Origin of the sequence: Flavobacterium procerum (genome assembly GCF_042431625.1) — a bacterium.
In the GTDB taxonomy this organism is placed as follows: Bacteria; Bacteroidota; Bacteroidia; order Flavobacteriales; family Flavobacteriaceae; genus Flavobacterium; species Flavobacterium procerum.
Map to the genome: position 1 here is coordinate 26,294 of NZ_JBHLYW010000033.1, position 21,251 is coordinate 47,544.

The 21,251-nt window shown below is 35.7% G+C and carries 11 protein-coding genes; 5 read left to right on the forward strand and 6 right to left on the reverse strand.

What is annotated here, in order from left to right; all coding sequences use genetic code 11:
• Position 1 precedes the first annotated feature (1 nt).
• Both ACFFLS_RS25935 and ACFFLS_RS25940 read right to left on the reverse strand, forming a co-directional pair.
• Positions 2-1,585 carry an aldehyde dehydrogenase (NADP(+)) gene (locus tag ACFFLS_RS25935; RefSeq protein ID WP_379682402.1) on the reverse strand — a complete coding sequence of 528 codons (1,584 nt, stop codon included), beginning with the start codon at positions 1,583-1,585 and terminating at the stop codon, positions 2-4.
• A 66-nt stretch (positions 1,586-1,651) separates the two neighbouring features.
• A complete protein-coding gene (locus ACFFLS_RS25940; RefSeq protein WP_379682403.1) occupies positions 1,652-2,566 on the reverse strand; it encodes a dihydrodipicolinate synthase family protein in 915 nt (304 codons plus the stop codon).
• Positions 2,567-2,748: 182 nt separating this feature from the next.
• On the opposite strand from ACFFLS_RS25940, the gene ACFFLS_RS25945 reads away from it, so the two are divergent.
• The 5 genes from ACFFLS_RS25945 to ACFFLS_RS25965 all read left to right on the forward strand — a co-directional run bounded on the left by ACFFLS_RS25945 (position 2,749) and on the right by ACFFLS_RS25965 (position 11,880).
• Positions 2,749-3,603, forward strand: a complete 855-nt coding sequence (locus ACFFLS_RS25945; RefSeq protein ID WP_379682404.1) for an AraC family transcriptional regulator — start codon at positions 2,749-2,751, stop codon at positions 3,601-3,603.
• Positions 3,604-3,764: 161 nt separating this feature from the next.
• Positions 3,765-5,435 carry a M1 family metallopeptidase gene (locus tag ACFFLS_RS25950; protein ID WP_379682405.1) on the forward strand — a complete coding sequence of 557 codons (1,671 nt, stop codon included), beginning with the start codon at positions 3,765-3,767 and terminating at the stop codon, positions 5,433-5,435.
• A gap of 35 nt (positions 5,436-5,470) precedes the next feature.
• Complete coding sequence (locus tag ACFFLS_RS25955) at positions 5,471-7,618, forward strand: S9 family peptidase (protein WP_379682406.1); 2,148 nt, start codon at positions 5,471-5,473, stop codon at positions 7,616-7,618.
• Positions 7,619-7,648: 30 nt separating this feature from the next.
• Positions 7,649-9,037, forward strand: coding sequence for an aminopeptidase P family protein (locus ACFFLS_RS25960; RefSeq protein ID WP_379682407.1), 1,389 nt, complete (start codon positions 7,649-7,651; stop codon positions 9,035-9,037).
• Between the two features lie 230 nt (positions 9,038-9,267).
• Positions 9,268-11,880: a T9SS type A sorting domain-containing protein gene (locus ACFFLS_RS25965; protein WP_379682408.1), complete on the forward strand. Its 2,613-nt coding sequence runs from the start codon at positions 9,268-9,270 to the stop codon at positions 11,878-11,880.
• Between the two features lie 353 nt (positions 11,881-12,233).
• On the opposite strand, the gene ACFFLS_RS25970 is transcribed toward ACFFLS_RS25965, so the two are convergent.
• The 4 genes from ACFFLS_RS25970 to ACFFLS_RS25985 all read right to left on the reverse strand — a co-directional run bounded on the left by ACFFLS_RS25970 (position 12,234) and on the right by ACFFLS_RS25985 (position 21,214).
• On the reverse strand, positions 12,234-14,192 hold the full coding sequence (locus ACFFLS_RS25970; protein WP_379682409.1) for a glycoside hydrolase family 97 protein: 1,959 nt from the start codon (positions 14,190-14,192) through the stop codon (positions 12,234-12,236).
• A gap of 25 nt (positions 14,193-14,217) precedes the next feature.
• Positions 14,218-16,308 carry a family 43 glycosylhydrolase gene (locus ACFFLS_RS25975; protein WP_379682410.1) on the reverse strand — a complete coding sequence of 697 codons (2,091 nt, stop codon included), beginning with the start codon at positions 16,306-16,308 and terminating at the stop codon, positions 14,218-14,220.
• A 115-nt stretch (positions 16,309-16,423) separates the two neighbouring features.
• Entirely contained in the window at positions 16,424-18,526 is a 2,103-nt protein-coding gene (locus ACFFLS_RS25980) for a beta-galactosidase (protein WP_379682411.1), read from the reverse strand.
• Positions 18,527-21,214: a DUF5695 domain-containing protein gene (locus ACFFLS_RS25985; RefSeq protein WP_379682412.1), complete on the reverse strand. Its 2,688-nt coding sequence runs from the start codon at positions 21,212-21,214 to the stop codon at positions 18,527-18,529.
• Between the last annotated feature and the right edge of the window lie 37 nt (positions 21,215-21,251).

A 21,251-nucleotide genomic window follows, 5' to 3' on the forward strand; every position in this document is an offset into this window, starting at 1 on the left:
TTTAAATTGAATCTCTTGTTTGAACATTATTAACTAATCTTGAAATTCCAAGCGGGTTTTCATTTTGAAGTGCCTCTGGAAGTTTGTTATTCGGCCAATTCTGATAACTAAAAGGTCTAACCCATCTTTTAATGGAACCAATTCCAACTGCTGTAAACCTAGAATCTGATGAGGAAGGATATGGCCCGCCATGCACCATCGACGGACATACCTCTACTCCTGTTGGTAATCCGTTAAAAATTATTCTTCCGACACGATTACCCAAAGCATCTACTACTTCTTCATAGTTTTCAATTTCATTTTCTTCTGCCAAAATACTACCCGTAAGCTGTCCTTCTAATTTTTCAATAATCGCAACCAGTTCAATTTCGTCTTCACATTGTACTAATATTGAAAAAGGCCCGAAAACCTCTCTATGCAACACTGGATTTTCTAAAAAGATTTTGCCCGAAACCGTCAGTATTTTTTGTGAAGCGTAATTAGGATTATCTGTTTTAGCATATTCTGCTACGACTTCAATTCCATTCTGAGAACTTAAAAGCTCATTATTGGATTGATAATTTTTATAAATCGATGGATTCAACATACAACTTGGCGAAATCTTTAAAATCTCAACGGCAAGCTGTTCGGTAAACGTTTTTAAAGCATCACTTTTAATTCCGAGCATCAAACCTGGATTTGTGCAAAACTGTCCTGCACCCAATGTTACAGAACCTGCACATGCCGCTGCCCATTTTTCAGCATTTTGTTTTAATGCTTCTGGTAATAATACAACTGGATTTATACTTCCCATTTCAGCAAAAACCGGAATTGGTTCTTCACGCTGCCCTGCTAAATCATATAAAGAACGACCGCCTTTTATACTTCCTGTAAATCCAACTGCCTTAACCAAAGGATGTTTTACAAGTGTTACTCCAACTTCAATGCCGCTGCTGTTCAAATTCGAAAAAACACCTTCCGGCATATTTGTTTTTTGAGCTGCTTTAATTACTGCCGAAGCTACCATTTCTCCTGTACCTGCATGCATTGGATGGCTTTTTACGATAACCGGACATCCAGCGGCCAATGCAGATGCTGTATCGCCGCCGGCAGTAGAATACGCGAATGGAAAATTACTGGATCCAAAAACAACTACTGTACCTAAAGGACGCTTCATTTTACGAAGATCGACCTTCGGCAAGGGAACTCTGTCTGGAATAGCAGTGTCAATTGTGGCTTCAACCCAAGAACCTTCTTCTACTAAATCAGCAAAAGCATTTAATTGTCCGATAGTTCTTCCTCTTTCGCCTTCAGCACGGCCTCTTGGCAAACCCGATTCCTGACAATAAACATCTAAGAGATTATCTCCTAAAGCCAATATTTCATCCGCAATTGTTCTTAGAAAAAAAGCTTTTTCTTTACCAGTAGATTTCTGAAATGTCAAAAATGCTTTGCTTGCAAGAGTTACGGCCGATTCTATTTCTTCGTTGCTAGCTTCTGTAAACTGCCAAGAATTATCTGTGTTTTCCTGCGGATTAAAGGTTTTAAATGTTTTATCGCCGCTGGCTGACAACTGACACCCTATGTAATTTTTTCCAGTAATCATGTATTCTATAGTATTTGGTTAAGTAATTCTAAAATTGAAAAAAGTTTTTAAAAAACTTCTTTTTTATTACAGGCTTTTATAGTCTGGTAAAGTTGGTCTATTTTTTAATGAATCATTAATAATAGCCAAAACACGTTCTCTTTCGGCTCCCATTAGTGGTAATCTCGGTGCACGTACATATTCAGTCCCTAATCCAGTTCCAACTTCTGCCAACTTGATATTTTGAACCAACTGTGCATTGATATCCAATTCTAATAAAGGCAGAAACCAACGATAAATCGTCAAAGCTTCTTCAATTCTGCCTGCTTTTGCTAATTTATAAATTGCAACTGTTTCTTCCGGAAATGCATCAACAAGACCTCCAACCCATCCGTCGGCTCCCATTAGTAAACTTTCTAATCCTAAAGTATCAACTCCTGTAAGGACTTTTAATCTGCTTCCAAAACGATTAATGATTCTGGTTACATTAGAAATGTCTCTTGTAGATTCTTTAACAGCCTGAATGTTATCCAGCTTTAAAAGTTCTTCAAACATGTCTAAAGTTACCTCAATCTTATAGTCAACCGGATTGTTGTAGATCATAATAGGTAAAGAAGTACTTTTTGCAACTTCTGTAAAATATTCAACAGTTTCGTGGTCGGTAGCTTTGTAACGCATTGGAGGCAACATCATTAAACCTCTTGCTCCATTAGCTTCAGCTTTGTTTGCTGCTTCAATAGCACCGCGCGTAGTTTGTTCTGCAATATTCATTATCACAGGAACCTTTCCATCAACTATGCGAACTGTTTCAAGAACAAGATCTTGTTTTTCTTCTTCCAAAAGTGTACTGGCTTCTCCTAAAGTTCCTCCAAGGATAACGCCTTCTACTCCGGCATTTAATTGATAATTAAGGTTTTTTTCAAACATTTTAAAATCTAAAGTGTCTTCAGCTGTAAAATTTGTGGTAACAGCTGGCATTACCCCTTTCCATTGAATATTCATAATTTATCTATTTTTATTTATTTCAAAGGTATCAAGGGGGTAAAAAAATTTACCTAGGAATATTATCAAAAACCTATACAATATTATCTCATTTGTAAGATTTTAACAAAAACTAGATTAATTTTAATTCATCTTTTACTAATTTGCATATCTTTCCGTAAAATATAAAAAAATACCACGCAATGAAAGTTTTTCCTTTTAAAATCCCAAAGTCAAGCGAAGAGGCATTTATTTATCAAGAAGACTGCGAGACTATTTTTTATGACAAATACCATCAGCACGAAGAGATTCAAATTAGTTACATCAAAAATGGAGAAGGCAAAATTTTAGTCGGAGATATGATTACCGAATATCAAAAAGGCGACATTATTATATTAGGAAGCAATTTACCACACGTTTTTAAAAGCGACACTTCTGAAAGCAAAGGAATGTCTGTCATGTACACCGTGTTTTTTACTGAGAATGGATTTGGAAAAGACTTTTTTAATTTGCCTGAATTAAATGCTGTTGAGCCTTTTTTTAAGGCAATCAAAAACGGAATACAAATTAGAGATGCAAAACCCTCTATTATAAGGAAATTCAAAAAATTTAAAGAAGCGGATAAATATGACCGTTTTATGCTTTTAATGTATATGCTAAAAGCTTTTAGTCAATCAGATAAAAAACATCTTTCTAATTATGTATTCAATAAACCTTTTACCGATGCTGAAGGAAAAAGAATGCAGATGGTTTTTGACTTTGTCATGACGCACTATCAAAAAAGCATCACTTTAGACGAGATTGCCCAGATTGCAAACATGACTAAAAATGCTTTTTGCAAATATTTTAAAACACGTACTAAAAAGACCTTTTTTCAATTTTTGATTGAAATAAGAATTGAACATGCTGCTAAACTGCTTATAAAGAATAAGGAATTGTCTATAATCGAAATTTCTGAACTAAGCGGCTTCAATAACATTTCAAATTTCAACAAAAAATTTAAAGAGATTAAAAAGAAAACGCCTTTTGAATTTAAAAATTCACTTATCAAAAATTAACGCCTTGTACTGCTTTTTAAGTAATATTCTATTACATATGGATAATAAAAGTTTAGCTTCGATAGCCTAAATCTGTATAAATTTGGAAATCTATACTCTTTTTCTTAGAAAAAAAAGATTTTGGACGTAGCTAATTTTAAACATTTCAACCTTAAAATGCCATGATTAGGAACTATCTTATTCTTATTTTCCTGTGTTTTAACTTCATTTCTTTTGCACAAAAAGAAAAACCCTATACGTTGGCGGACACCTTGAGAGGCAGTTTGACTCCCGAAAGACAATGGTGGGATGCTTTACGTTATGATATTACGGTAAAACCTGATTACGAGAGCAGAGTAATACTAGGAAGCAATACCATAACCTATAAAACAATCAAAGAAAAGAGCAATACCAAAATGCAAATCGACCTACAAAATCCTTTGGTTATTGACAGCGTGATTCAATCTGGAAAGAAATTAAGTTTCGTAAAAGAAAATGGTGTATGGTATATTAAAACTCCAAAATCTAAAACTAAATCTACTAGCAAAGTTGCTATTTTCTTTAGCGGAAAAGTTCACGAAGCCATAAAAGCACCTTGGGATGGTGGATGGATTTGGACAAAAGATTCTTTAGGACGTCCGTGGATGACAGTTACCTGTCAAGGTCTGGGTGCCTCTGTATGGTATCCGTGTAAAGATCATCAAAGTGACGAACCTAACAATGGCGCAAGTTTAACTATGATTGTTCCTGATTCGTTGACCGCAATTGCCAACGGAAGATTAGAATTTAAGAAAAGCAATAATGATGGAACAACTTCTTATAAATGGGCTGTTGTAAATCCGATTAGTAATTATTGTATCATTCCATATATCGGGAAATATGTAAATTTTAAAGAAACTTATAAAGGCGAAAAAGGCAATTTAGACCTAAATTATTGGGTTTTGGATTACAATTTAGAAAAGGCTCAAAAATATATGCCGAAAGAGGTTCATAATATGTTAAATGCATTTGAATACTGGATGGGACCTTATCCCTTTTACGAAGATGGTTATCAATTAATTGAAACCTCACATACTGGAATGGAACATCAAAGTGCCGTTTCTTATGGCAATCATTATAAACCCGGCTATCGCGGTAATGATGGTTCTGGAACAGGTTGGGGAATGAAATGGGATTTTATTATTATTCACGAAAGTGGACACGAATGGTTTGGCAACAACATTACCACAAATGATCTGGCTGATATGTGGGTACATGAAGGATTTACCAATTACAGTGAAACCCTCTTTGTCGATTATATTTTTGGAAAACAAGCCGGAGATGAATACAACGCCGGAACTCGTAAAGGAATACGAAATGACCGACCAATTATACCCGATTATAATGTAAATGCACAAGGAAGTGGCGATATGTATCCAAAAGCAGGAAATATGCTTCACGCTATTCGCCATGGGTTAGACAATGATAAGTTATTTAGAGAAACACTCAGAGGATTAGGAAAAGACTATTACCATCAGACCGTGGACTCGAAACAGATTGAAAATTACATTTCAAAAAAGCTTAATTTTGATTACAGTAAAGTTTACGAGCAATACCTTACAACAACACAAATTCCAAACTTTGAATTCTATTTTAATGAAGATAAAAATAAAGTCTTCTATCGCTACAGCAACTGTATAAGCGGTTTTAATTTACCGCTGACGCTAAAAAATGATACAGATAAAATCAAAATAATACCATCAGATCAATGGCAGAGTGTTACTTTAGTAAAAGATCAAAAATCATTATTTAATATCGATTCTATTACCAAAATGTATTACATAAATCCTGTCTTGGAAACCAATATAAACTAGTAATTCAATCATTAACCAAAGTATATTTTAATGCAATGAAAAAAACAATCTCTTTTTTTTTCTGTTTAATTCTACCACTTTTTTTCCTAACCGCTAATGCTCAAAAAACAAAATGGGCAAACGACAACGGCTATTACATCGCAGAAAAGGGAGAAATCGTACAGTATGAATTACCAAACTTTACTAGAACGGTAATTATTGATGCCAAACAGCTTACCGCAAAAGCAAGTACTAAGGCTTTAGAAGTTAAAGATTTTGAATTCAGTAAAAATGAAAAATTAGTGCTGATTTACACCAATTCAAAAAAAGTGTGGAGATTGGAAACACGGGGCGATTACTGGCTTTTTAATAGAGAAACAAATGAACTGCGTCAGATTGGAAAAAACAGGCCCACATCGTCTTTGATGTTTGCGAAACTGTCTCCTGACAATAATTCCATTGCTTATGTGAGCCAACATAATTTGTATGTTGAAGATCTGAATTCCGGAAAAGAAACAGCTTTAACAACTGACGGAACAGATCGTTTAATTAATGGAACTTTTGACTGGGCTTACGAAGAAGAGTTCAATTGCAGAGACGGTTTCCGTTGGAGTCCTGACGGAAAAAGTATTGCCTTTTGGCAGATTGATGCTACCAAAATCAAAAACTTCTTAATGATCAATAATACCGATTCGATATACTCTTATACCGTTCCGGTTGAATATCCAAAAGCGGGAGAAGACCCGTCTGCTTGCAAAGTTGGAGTTGTTAATATTGCCTCACTTCAAATAACATGGATGAAAGTTCCAGGCGATTCAAAACAACATTATATCCCGTTAATGCAATGGATTCCTGATGGTTCGTCTTTATTAGTTGAACAACTAAATCGCAAACAAAATGAAGCCAAACTCTTTTTATGTGCCCCTAAAAGTGGCGACGCAAGTCCAATTTATTCTGAAAAGAATACTTCGTGGATTGATATATTACCAACTGAAAATGAAGGCTTAAAATGGATTAACAACGGAAAAGAATTTCTTTGGTTAACGGAAAAAGATGGCTGGAAGCACTTATACAAAATCAGCAAAAACGGTAAGACAGAAACGTTGGTTACCAATGGAAAATATGATGTTATCGATATTAAAGCCGTTGACGAAAAAAATGGTTTTGTTTACTTTTTAGCTTCTCCAGATAATGCAACACAGCAATATTTATACAAAACAGCATTAAACGGAAAAGGCAAACTGATAAAAGTATCTCCTGCTAATGAAATCGGAACGCATAATTATCGTTTATCTCCTGATGCAAAATATGCTGAACATCGTTTTTCGAATCATAAAAACCAAAAAATCTCAGAATGGGTTAATCTTACTACTCAAAAGACCATTAAAGAAACCGATCGTAATATGACTGCAAGCGGTAATGTGGAAATGATTCAGATTACAACAGCAGATAATATTACGCTTGACGGCTGGATGATCAAGCCAACTCCATTTGATCCTGCTAAAAAATATCCTGTTTTATTTTATGTGTATACAGAACCTGCTGGTGCAACTGTAAAAGATGCCGCGGGTTATGCCAGTACTTTTTTATATGATGGAGATATTGCTGCCGACGGATATATTCAAATTAGCTTAGATGGTAGAGGAACTCCAGTTCCAAAAGGTGCTGAATGGCGCAAATCGATTTACCAAAACATAGGGATTCTGAACACCCGAGATCAGGCAATGGCGGCTAAAGAAATACTAAAATGGCCTTTTGTAGACAAAGACCGAATCGCAGTCTGGGGATGGAGCGGCGGCGGTTCTACTACATTGAATCTCCTATTTCAATATCCGGAAATTTACAAAACCGGAATTGCTATTGCAGCTGTACCCAACCAATTGTTGTATGATAATATCTATCAGGAACGTTACATGGGATTGCCTCAGGAAAATAAAGAACCTTTTATAAAAGGCTCTCCTATTACTTACGCCAATAAACTTCAAGGAAACCTATTGCTTATTCATGGAACGGGCGATGACAATGTGCATTATCAGGGAGCAGAAATGCTGGTAAACGAATTAGTAAAAAACGGCAAACAATTCCAAATGATGAGTTATCCAAATCGTACACACAGCATCAATGAAGGCGAAGGAACTACGGAACATTTATCGAAATTATTTACACAATACTTAAAGGAACACTGCCCAGGCGGAGGCAGATAATATCATTTTTAATACCATTTTGAAAAAAATATGTTTAGCAGAGAAACTTATATAAACAGAAGGCAAGTCTTAAAAAAAGCAATGGGTTCAGGCCTTATTATCCTTCCTGGAAATGAAGAAGTCGGAATGAACTACAGGGATAATATTTATCATTTTAGACAAGACAGCAGTTTTTTATATTATGCTGGAATAGATCGTCCTTCTTTATTTTTAATAATAGATATTGATGCTGATCTGGAAATTCTATTCGGCGATAACCTGACAATCGAACAAACTGTTTGGGTTGGCCCACAAGATTCATTAAATAGCGATGCAGAAAAATCAGGAATTACAACCGTACAGCCTTTCTCATTTGCAGAGGCAGTTCTCAAAAATGCTGTACAGCAGAAACGTGCGATTCATTTTCTGACCCCTTATCGTGCTGCTATTACTTTAAAATTAAGTTCATGGCTGGATATTCATCATAATGAAATAGCTAAAAAATCATCCATTCCATTATCTAAAGCAATAATTGCACAACGTTCTTATAAAACGAATGAAGAACTGATTGAGATTGAAAAAGCGGTGGATATAACGGCAGCAATGCACTTAAAAGCAATACAAAGCGCAAGACCTGGAATGACCGAATATGAAATTGCAGGACAAGTCGAAGGCACAGCAATCAGTCTTGGCGGTCATCTTGCTTTTCCGACAATACTAACAGTCAACGGACAATACCTGCACAATCATGCCGGCAGTAATGTCTTAAAGGAAGGGCAATTGGTTTTATGTGACTCTGGAGCCGAAAATAACATGCATTATGCCGGAGATATGACCAGAACTTTTCCCGTTTCGAAAACCTTTACAACACAGCAGAAAGAAATTTATAATATTGTTTTAAAAGCTGAAGAAGCCGCTATAACCACTCTTAAACCCGGGACTTTCTTTAAGGATTCACATCTTACGGCGTGTAAGGAGATTTTAACGGGGTTGAAATCTCTTGGTTTAGTAAAAGGCGATTTGGATGAAGCCGTGGCTGCAGGTGCGCATACCCTATTCTTTCAATGCGGTTTGGGTCACATGATGGGAATGGATGTGCATGACATGGAGAATATTGGCGAAGAATATGTTGGCTATACTGAAACTTTAAAAAAGAGCACCGAATTTGGATTAAAATCACTGCGTCTGGCAAAAGAACTTGAGGAAGGATTTGTTCTAACCGTAGAGCCCGGAATTTATTTTATTCCAGAATTAATCGATCAATGGCAGTCCGAAAATAAATACAGTGAATTTATTAATTATGATAAAGTTCAGGCGTACAGAAATTTTGGAGGTATCCGTATAGAAGAAGATTTCCTAATTACCAAAGAGTCTTATAAATTGTTAGGAAAGCCTCTTGCCAAAACAGCTGAGGATATTGAAGCACTTCGAAACTATTAAATTTGTAAAATAATTTTTCTTGGCAGATTACCTAAAAATCAATGAAGCCGTCTCAAATTATGAGACGGCTTTTTTTATCGAAAGTAAATACTGGTTAACTTTTACTAATTATCAGATAATTAAGTACATATATTTTTATAAGGACTGGTTTAATTTAGTAGGTAAGGAATAAGATTACATTTTAACCATGCAAACTTATTTTAAGACAATTAACAACCAAAACAAACCTTATGAAAGAAAAAAAACTACCCCGATTTTTATCTTTTCTGCTTCTTGGCCTTTTTGTGTTAATAGGAGAAAATTTAAATGCCCAAACGAATTTAGCCAGGCTGAGTTCTACAAAAGTAAGTACTTCTCATGTATCTCCGTGGGAAAGTCTAGCGGCTGTAAACGATGGTTTTACGCCTATTAGTTCTGATGACAGAACAAATCCTGTTTATGGAAACTGGGATGGCGATGCGAATTACAACACCTATAACTGGGTACAATATGACTGGGATTTTGCTCATCAAATCAATTCTGTGGCGCTTTACTGGTTTACTGATTTTGGTGGCATCTCTCAACCTACGGATGCCTATATAAGTTACTGGGATGGACTTGAATGGATTAATGGTGGTTCTGTAGGATTGGCTTTAAATCAATTTAACACTCTTGGAAACTTAAATTTTAAAACTAAAAAACTAAGGGTTTATTTTAAAAGTAATACCGCAACTGGAGTGGTCGAATTTCAGGCTTTTGGTGTAGAAACCACTCAATGTGATCCTACCGTAGTAACCGCTTCTCTTAAAGTGAATAACGGAACCGAAAAAAGCCTTAATTATGCCGTTGTTTCTCCAACAGATAATGTGCAGTTTTTAGCTTTTATTGCCAATAATCCAACTGGAGGGAAAATGAAATGGACTGGGCCAAATAATTTCACATCGACTAGCCAAAACATTACGCTTTCGAATCTACAAGTGGAGAATTCTGGAACGTATCGTTTTTTATACATTAATGAATGCGGAACAGAAAGCGCTTTATCCTTTTATTTAACTGTAAAGGAAAACAACAGCGATTTCACGACATGGCCAGGTTATGGCACAACACTTCATTACGATTTTAAAAGCGACTATCCTGATTTTCCAAAACCGACAAAAAATTTAGAAGAGGATTATCCTAATTATAACGGTTGTAATGGCGTTAAATCGACTAATGTGGGTTCGTGGACTTTTGTACAAGGGCCAAATGCTAACTCTTTAGTTACTGACACGGCTGTAGATCTAATGCTAAAGCGTTTAGACAGTGATTTTACTTTTTTAAGAGATAATATGGGCTGGCCGCCGGATAAATTATACAGAGCGGGTTATCGCAGTTCGGTTTATTTATTTGGGTCTGGATTGTGTACTGATACCGCTTCGAATACCGATTTAGGAGGATGGCAGAGCGGTGTTGGAACTCCCGATGGAGAAAGCTGGCCAATGGTTCTTTTGTCCTATTATCCGGTTGCAAGTTTTGATCCAAATACCACTTTTCCAGATGCGCAGTATCAAACTGGAGCTTGCGTTCATGAGGGTATTCATGCCATTTATGCTTCTTTACCAGGTTGTAGAAAATCGGCTTGGTTTCATGAAGGTTCAAATGTTTGGCTGCAGACTGTCTTAGACATTAAAAAAACGGGAAGTACAGACTATAGCAATGTAGATCTAGGATGGTTAAGTGCGGGTTCTGTCATTGCTCCTTTTATTCCGATTGAATGTTACAGTGGATGGCTTCAGGATGGCACATTCGGCGGCCCTTCTGCTGAAGGTGTCGATTCCGGAGTTCAAAATTCTGAAGGTGTTACCTTAAGATTAACCCGAGATATTATTGGAGGTGTGCAATATAGTTCTGTATTTCCAACCTTTTTAGGAGAAATTGTAGGCGAAAAAAGTTTGCCTTGGGTATGGAATTATTGCGAAGGACGCGTATTAGAAGGTATTGCGAATGGTAATGGCGCTGTAAATGGTTTAGGCGAAGATAAAACACGAAAAATGGTTCAGGAATACAGAGCCAGATTAGCGTTATCAGATTTCGGAAAATTTGAACAACCTATTTTAAGTTTGTACCGCAATAATATGGGACGCGAATTAGGCCCAGAACAACCCGCTCTTATCAATGTTGAAAAATGGAAAGCAACTCCTTATGCTATTACAACACAAGATGAAGACGGATATTTAATTCCGCAAGAAAAAACACTTCCTGGTTGGTCTGGTGCTAATTTTATTCCAATTCATATTACAGGAAATCAAGCTACTGTGTTTTTTGAACCTTTAGGAGAAAATATGTCAATTCAATTGTGTTATCGTACCAAAGAAGGAAAAACGGTTTATACGCAACCCGTTTATGCAGGCGACTGTACTATTTCTTTTTCACAAGGTATTCCTGCCAATGGTGTAATATTCGCTGTAATTTGTAATTCAGATTATGTTTTTGAAAATAATGACACTCGTAAAAAGAAGTTTAACTATAAAATTAAATTGGAAGACGGAGCTGTTAGAACTGCCAGTGTAGATAAAAATTGGTGGGACTGGAAAGCTACAATAAGTGATAATCTTTCTATTGCCGATTATTCAAATGCATCGTCTAGCTTTTTGATTTATCCAAATCCTACCGATAATGCCTCTATGGTTAACATTAAAGTTTCAAACGAAAATGCTGGAACTTATAATTTAAAAATAACCAACAGCACTGGACAATTAGTTTTTGAAAACAAAAACTACAATCTTGAAGAACAATATTATACTGGTAACCTATCAAAAGGAATCTATTTTGTAACGATTCAATCGCTGAATTTCAAACAGACCAAAAAGATTATTATAAAATAATACCATTTCATTACTCATTACAGACTACATCTTTCGTTTGGAAGATGTAGTTTTTTTTTGCCACTGATTGCACAGATTAAAAAAGATTAAATACTTTGTCTTTAAATTTTACCACAAATTTCACAAATTTTCACAAATTGCTTTTTTTAAACTCAATGATTTGTGAAAATTCGTGCAATTCGTGGCAAAAAAAATAATCTGTTATCATTGAGGTTTGCCACAAATTACACCAATTTGTGCGAATTTTTAATTTTTTAAAGGCAGTGATTCACGCTTATTCGTGAATTGCTTCGCCAGTCGCTATCGCTCTAGTCGTGCCGGAAAAAAGCTTTTTATCTTATAAAGTAAAGTCATTATTTTTTTGTAATAATTGCCGACCAGCCTCCTCCAGAAGCCATTTTAGCTGTTACTTCAGTATTCTTATTAACCTCTACAATTTCTTTTTTATAATCTTGTGCAAATGCTTCTGCATTGATTCCATCTGAAAAAACTTCCATCGAAAAATTTCCTTCTCCTAAAAAAGAAAGATCTATTGATAATTCTCTGGCGTCTGCATCTGTCATTCCTCCTATAAACCATTTATCTCCTTTTTTTCTTGCCACCACAATATAATTTCCAACAGAACCATGAAGTACAACTGTTTTATCCCAAACTGTTGGAATTTGAGTGATAAAATCGACTGTTTCTTGTTCTTTGTAATACGTTGATGGCGATTCACACATCATCTGCAAAGGCGCTTCATAGACCACATACATCGCCACCTGATGCGCTCGAGTTCCCATTGTCATTGGATTATTAAAACTAATCGCAAAGTTTTTAGGTTGTTTGTTAATCATCGAACCTGGAGTAAAATCCATTGGCCCCGCTGCCATTCTGATAAACGGAATGGTTACAGTATGTTCTGGCGTAATATCTGTACTCCATTTGTTGTTTTCATTCCCTCTTACTCCTTCATAATTCAATACATTTGGATACATTCGGTGTAAACCTGCGGGTTTAAATGCGCCATGAAAATCAACTAACAATTCCAGTTTGGCACATTCTCTCGCAATCTGCTCATACGAATTGACCATATATTGGTCGTTGCGCTGCATATAATCAATCTTTATTCCTTTTGCTCCCCAGCTTTTATAAGTTTCCAGAATATGCAATAAATTTTGGTCTAATGGTTTCCAAAGTACCCAAAGAATAATCCCGACTCCTTTTTCTTTTCCGTATCGAATCAATTCTTTAACATCCATTGCGGGATTAAAATCAAGAATGTTGGTAGTCGATTTTGTCCAGCCTTCATCAAGAATTACATATTCTACTTTATTCGCTGCAGCGAAATCTATAAAATATTTATACGTTTCGGTATTTAAACCCGCTTTGAAATCAACGCCGTAAATATTATTATCGTTGTACCAATCCCAAGCTACTTTTCCCGGTTTGATCCAATCGGTATTTTTAAGTGCATTTGGTGCTGCAAGCTGGTAAGACAAATTGCTTGATACCAAAGTACGATCGTCATCACTGATAATAAATACACGCCAAGGAAAAGCTCTGTTTCCGCTTGTTTTGGCAATATAATCAGCTTCTTTTGTAATGGTTTGTACACGATCTGATTTTCCATCCTTATCCACTGCTTCTAAAACGTATTTTGGAAATATAGCATTTAAAGTGGTATTTCCATTTCCTTTCAAAAACAATCCCGGATAATCGTGAAGGGCAGTTTCTGTAAATAAAACCTTGGCTTTTGGAGTCGTAAACAAAACAGGAAGACTGCAAAAATCCTTTGACGCAATCTCATTTAAAGATTTATCCAAATACAAACGTTCGTTATGAGAATACATCGATTCTTCCTGCGGAAATAAAGAACGTGAACCGTTAGGAAATGATAACGAAACTTTCTCTGAAATTACATTTCGTTTTTCTTTGGCCTCATCTACAAACTGATAAGCCACTCCGTCATTATAGGCACGGAAATTAAGTTTATAATTTCCCTGATAAGTAATCGAAAGTTCTGTGTATTCATCTTTAATTTCAGACTCTTTAATTGGCACTACAGCATGTATGTTTTGAGATACACTTTTAACCGTTTGCTTTTTAACCTTCGGATTTAATCCAAAATTGGTTTTAGAAGAAAAATCCATTCCGGCTTCAGCATTCTCAATAATCAAATTTCCATTTAATGATGCCGACCAGGAAATTTTATTAGAATTGTTCACTTTTATCTGAATTCTTCCATTTGGAGATTTAACCTCATAAGTTTGAGAAGAAGCTTGGTATGCACACAACAATAAGCCACATAAAATCAGTACTCTTTTTTTCATTTTTGAATGCTATTATTTTTTTATACTATTTTGCAGAAGGTTCTTTAGTTGCTTTAGGCGCAGTTTGTTTCAGTAGATTTAGTACCTCATCTTTAGTCAAACCATAATCATACATTTTTAAAGAGGCCATAAAACCGGAGTAATTCTCTCCAATATCTGAAGCTCCAATTATAATTTTTGCCTTTTTGATAGCCGATGATAACATCATATTTTGAGAGTTATCAAGTACGCCATCGATATAAATTTTCTCTACCACTCCATCAAAAGTCAAAACAATATGATGCCATTTATTTTGTTCCGGAACTTTGTTGTATTTCATATCAAAATGACCGTCTAAATGTGGCGCCGCACCATAATGTCCGCTATTGTAAGCCAATGCATTAAACGAATTGGCCAGATTATTTTCAGAACGATCGCACCATGAGGCCAGAAACTCTCCTTCTTTGGCTACCTCTGGATTTTTTACCCAAACTGCCACAGAGTAAGAACTATTCCAAGCCAAAGTTTTAGGAACGGGTTTATCTAACATCAAAGCGCCATTTACAAACTCAAGTGCCTTAATTTTATCCTCTTTATCCCAAGAAATCTTTACGTCTCCTGTTTTTGTAAACACACCTCCTAAAGAACCTTTATTAGGCAGACTCTTAAACGAATTTCCATACTTTTCATTAGTTACATCAATATCTATCAACATTTTATGTGAACTTACAGCTGCTTGTTCTGTGTTTGATTTTTTATTTTCTAATTGTAAAGGAAGTTCAAATAATTCGCTATACACTTTTATATTCCAAACTGCCGCATACAGTCCTGTTTTTTCTGTACCTAAAACTTTTAGCTTTAAGAAACGTGCTGTAACATTTTTATCATCAATCATCGGACTTCCCGAAGTACGATTTTTTGATTTATCGGCATACAACTGCCAATTTTTTCCATCTGTCGAATATTCTAAAGTGTATTGATAATAATAACTGGCAAATTCAAATTGGGTCATGACCCTTTTTATTGGTTTTACACTTCCTAAATCTACAGTTAAATCCTGTGGAAGTGCATTACTTCCAGCTTTCCACATAGTCGCATTATTATCATCTGTGGCAAAATCAGGCTTATATTCGTAATCGTGTTCTAACGATTGTAAATGATAATAAGATAATGCAGCGGCGCGAGCATTTAAAGCTATATTTTCGGGTACATTTGATTTGACAATTTCTCCTATGCCGCTTGAAGTAGTAATCACTTTTGCAATAGTGGAATCATTTTCGAAAATCATTTTATCGATACAGACTTGTCTTGCCAGACCGCCGCGTGTCATTGGATAATCATGTTTATGATACACAATGTAATAATCTTTTCCATCTTCTAATACTGAATGATGTCCTGGGCCATGAGTCGTTTTATCTTCGTTCGTGCTCAAAATCGGATTATTAAGTCCTTCTTTAAAAGGCCCATAAGGAGAATCTGAATAAGAGTAACGTACATTATAAGTTTCATCATGACAAGAAGCTCCGGAATACATCAAAATGTATTTGTTTCCTTTTTTCATCATGTAAGCAGCTTCGAAAGGTTCAGGTGTCTGGCTTAACGGAATATTTTTAGAATTCATCATATTCTTCATCGTAGCACTATTCAATTCTCCAACGGCATATCCGCCATTATAATGCACCCAAGTTCCCCAATAACTGTATATTTTACCGTCGGTATCTCTGAAAAATTGTGCATCTAAAGATGGAAAACCTTCTCTTGGATATCCATTAGAAATAACGGGTTCGTCATTTTCATTGAGTTTTTTCCAAGGCCCGACTGGCGTATCCGAAACATAACCGTAAATATTACAGCCAATTTCACAGTTTCCGAAATACAAATAATACTTACCATCATTTCCAACCACAATATCCGGCGCCCAAAAATTGGTAATGGGTTTTGCCGTAAAAGACGGAATTTCCATAGTATAATTGTACCAGTTTTTTAAATCTTTACTGTACCAAACCGTTGGAGCTCCTGATGCCAACATTTCATTATCGGTCGTGGCATAGATATAATAAATGTCTCCAAATTTTTTAATAGTTGGATCTGCGTAATATCCAGGTAATATTGGATTTCCAGTTGATAAATTACTCACTTCAACTTTTTTTTGAGCAATGACTTGTAAGGTGAAAACTAGCAGTATAAGGTTGTAAAATATGTTTTTGTTTGACATTGCTAATAAAATTAAGTTGAAGCGTTTTTAAATGATATTAATATTTCCAAACCAATACATCAGAAGTTTTTACAGCGTTATTTCCGAAAATTGTCTTGGAATTTTTTGGTAAATTGATTTCGTAGATTTTATCAGAATAATTGACTGCAATACCAAAACCGTCACGATATTCTACCATTACACCTTCAGGATAATCTTCTATTGCTACATTCTGCTTTTGATATAGTTTTCGCAATACTTGTTTTTCTAGTTCCCCATTTTTAGAATCTACGCCAATGTAGGTTACCGTTCCTTTACCTAAACTTCTAGAAATAACAGCCGGTTTTCCGGCATAAAACTCACTTCCATAAGTCGCCCAAACCTCCGTTTCTTTATTCGGTTTTAATAAATCGCCCCAGCTTGTCCATGCAAACTCCTGATTATTGAACTTTATTACTCCCGGAGATTGTGGCATTAATAAATCATACGATTCTATTTCAGAACCTATTAAGCTCCACATTGGTTCGTAAAACTTAGCTTCCCAAAGATGTCCCAAACGATTTTGTATTCCGGATCGACAGCTCAACACCAAGTTTCCGCCATTTTTAGCGTACAAAGTCAATTTGTCAATCATTTTTTGGTCAATCATTTGATACGCCGGAACAATCAAAAAAGGATATTTAGAGAAATCCGTCGAATCCCTCACAAAATCAACTGGTGCTCCAAAAGATTTTGTGGCTTTATAATATTTCAGAAAATGTCCAATAGTGTTCCATTCCTTAGTTTGTTTGTTTAAGTCGATTCCCATCACATTATCCCCATTAAACAAAATTCCCGTTTTGCGTTTCAAATAATAATCTGGCAATGCTGCTTTAGCATCATACATTTTACGCAGCGTATTTATCTCTTTAATAAACTGATTAAACTCTAAACCACCGGGAGTTGCTGTTACTCCGTCTGTGCCAACAATCCCATAATGATATTGCTCATAACCGTACAATGGCGCGCGAAAACGATACGTACAGGCAAATTTACTGCCGCCTGCAAAAACATGCCACAGCCACATACGCACAGTTCCCGGCATTGGCTGCGGATTTATGCTTCCCCAGTTGACTTGTCCCGGCTGTAATTCCATACAACCGTACATTCCTTTTAAGGGACGAAAAAAGTCATTTGACATTCCGATACTGGAATAATCTCCCAAACGATATCCTTGAGAACCGATTCCTAAACTTCCTCCGTAAACCAAATAACGCGTATAGCAATCAAAATCCAGCTCTTTACTCATGCCCACAAAACTTTCATTGTAGTTGGATCTATAGTTAGAAGTAATCCATTGGTCTTTGCTTACATATTTTCGAATTGTAATAGCCTGTGAATCCAGAAAAGTGGCTGTTTCTTCATCAGCAAATCGATAATGATCTAATTGCGAATGTAAATTCATTCCCCATTCTTTATGAAGCGGAATGTTAATTTGTTCAAAATCAGTATAAGTGCCACTCCAAAAATTATTTCCCCAAGCCACATTTAAAGCCTCTATCGATTTGTATTTGTTTTTCAGCCAATTTCGATAACGCTGTTGTGCATCGGCTCCATAATCCAGAAAACGTGCAGGTTCATTGTCTACCTGCCAACCTATAATGCTTTTATTATTGCCATATTTTTTCGCTAATTCTTCAATCATTTTTAAAGAATAGCTTCTGTAATAATTACTTGAAAATGAAGCATGTTGTCTCGAACCATGATCTGTTTTGGTGCCATCTTCATAAGTTGCCAATATATCCGGATGTTTTCGAACCAGCCACACAGGCGGTGTAGCGGTCGAGGTGCACATTACAATTTTCAGTTTATATTTAGCGGCAATTTCTACCGCTTTATCCAGCCATTTAAAATCATAAACTCCTTCCTGAGGTTCTAACTGCGCCCAGGCAAATTCTCCAAAATGAGTAAATTCAAAACCCATTTCTGAAATCTTTTTCAAATCCCGATCCCATTGGCTTTGATTCCAATGTTCTGGATAATAATAGACTCCAACAGTGGTTAAATCTTTCTTTGGAAAAAATCTGTCAAATTTCTGAGCTGCAATATTCAAACTGATTCCTATTCCAAATAGTACCAGTAAAAATCCTCTGCAAAAGTGTTTTTTTGATTTTAGATGCATTTATAATTTAATTTTAGTCACTTTGTTGGTTAATGGTATTTCATACGCTCCTCTTACTTTTAGGTAAGAAAGCTTTATATCTTTATCGATTCTTAAATAAGCATTTGGAGTGAATTCGTTTTTACTGCTCAAAGTAATTTCAACTTCCTCTGTTTTTGTGTTAAAAGTAATGGTGTCGAAAGTTCCTGCATCTAATGTTAACCACAATTGTTTTGGTGCAAAGAATACTTTAGATTTTGCCGCAGTAGTCAATTTTACGCTTACTAAATCACCTTTTGTAGTAACATTACCTCCAAAAGCCAGCCAACCTAAATCAGCATCTTTTGTAATGTAAGTTGCTGTATTTACTGCATAACCATAAAAACCAGAACCGTAATCTCCTGACAAATAATCAATTCTTAACTCTGTTGGATAAGAGTGAAAAGCGGCAGAACCAAATCCGTCTTCGGTAATATTTGAAATTCCCCCTAAAAGTCCTCCGTAACCTACTTTCAATAAATACAAATCATCCGATTTTTTTCTGTATTGTCTCAATACCGGAATCGCATTCAAAGAAGAGCCATAATGATGAATCTGGCGTTCTACTCTTGATAATTTTCCTCCGTATAAAAAATCCCAATATCTTCGTGCATTACCGTTATAAGCCCAATGAGGCATTGTTGGCATATAAGCTAAAATTGCGTTTAAAGTTACATCGGCTTTTTCATCATAACCAAAATAATCCGACCACATATATACTTCTTCCTGACCTGTAGAATCCCAAGGCATTTCGCTTCCAAAAGGATAATCCAATGCTTTCCAATGATTGGCTCTGTCTTTCATTTTTGCTTCTAAATCAGCTGCCATTTCAGTCATATTTTCATTTTTCAAATCTTCTAAAATATATAAAAATACCGAACCTTCCATTTGACCAAACTGAGCATAATAAGGCGCCAATTCTGTCATTGCGATTGAAGTATGATAGGCTTGCTTTAAATACCAATCCCAAGTTCTGGTATCTACCAAATCTTTATTGTATCTCGCTAATCGATACAATGTCCAATAAGCTGCGGCAACGTGAGGATAATTATAAGATCTTCCCGGATCGTTTGCTTCTTTATGTTTCCATGCTGCCCAGGTTTTATAATCTACATCTGAACTGTAAGTTCCTTTTGGCAAAGAATCTGGCTCGTAATAAAAAACACTTTTTTTAACTCCGTATTTATTTTTTCCTTCGCTATACTGAATATTGCCCCAAAGTGTTTTATCTACAAATTGCTCTAATTTTTTGATTTCTTCTTTATCAGGCTGAATATGCTGTTTCATAATTGCAGCAAGCCATCCTCCTGCTCCGCCTTCGTCACTTAAACCAGCCACCCAAGCCCTGCTGTCCTGAGTCAATTGTTTTTTGGCTTCGTAATCGTAACTAATTACCGAAGGATTTCTTTTGAAAATAGGATCCGGCTGATCGAACCATTGTGCTGTCGTTAAGAAATGACCAAAATCTTTAATCACTTCATTTTCAGGTTTGATGATTTTATAATTGATGGTTTGTTTTATACCATTTTTATAATTGATTGTCAATACAGCACGTCCCCATTTTACACCATGAACGCTATATTTTTTTAATCCTTTTGGCGTTTTTCCTTCTTCTTTTATCTGCAATGCTCCTTTAGGTTCAATTTCAAATGAACTTACCTCACTTTTATAATTCAAAAATAATTGTGATTTAATATCCTGAGGCAATACATATCCCGGAATACTGGTTGCAACAGGAAGTTCTTCTTTTACAAGCGTATTTTGGATGTCTTCTATTCCTTCAGATAGTACAAGTTTTAGAGAGAAGTTTTTAGACTCTTTCGGCTTCAATACTAATGAAGTCGGTGTATTCCATTGCTGTGCATTTTTCCACTCATTTTCTGCGTAGGCTTTACTGTATACCATCCATTCATGAAAACCTTCAAAAACAATACTTCTCGGCGTTGGATCATCCAATAACGGACGATACGCTTCAAAAGGCATATTTTCTTTTGGAAGCACTACTAATGCAGGCCCTTCTCCGCTTAATCTTTTTACTTCCAGATAACCAGCATCCCTTCCGATATACGGATCAAAAAATACATTTTGCGCATGCGTTTCATTCAGTGATTTTCCTTCTAAAATATTATTGAAAACCATCGGAATTCCTAATGCACCAATCTCAATAGCATTGTCAGATTTATTTGTAATCTCAAATCGCATTACTAATTGATTACCATCAAGTTCATAAAAACGTTTAACAGTAACTGGAATATTATTTGGTAAAGTATTCGCCAAATCGGCTGCCGCTAAAACTTTTGATGAAGTTGCCAAAGGCGTAACTGCGCCACGTTTTGCGGCTGTAGAATAACTCTGCCAATCGCCATTGCCTTCTTTAATTCTTAAATTGATATCTCCAAGATGATATAAGCCGTCTTTGTCTCTAATTTCAAGTCGGTCACTAGGCGTAAAATCAAAGTTTAAGTTTTTAATGGGTCTTAAACCTGCAACTGTCTGCGATGCTTTTACCAGTTTTAATTGAAAAGCAGGTGTATTTATTTTTTGATAAACTTCTGCAATACCCAAAGAAGGTGTTTTTTGTTCAATTCTACTCCAATAATCCTGAGCCTGAATACTTAGTGTACAGCTCAAAAATAATAATAAACCAAGTCTGTATTTTTTGTTTCCCATCTTTGTTTATGCTTGTTTAGTTTGTTTTTTGTTTGGT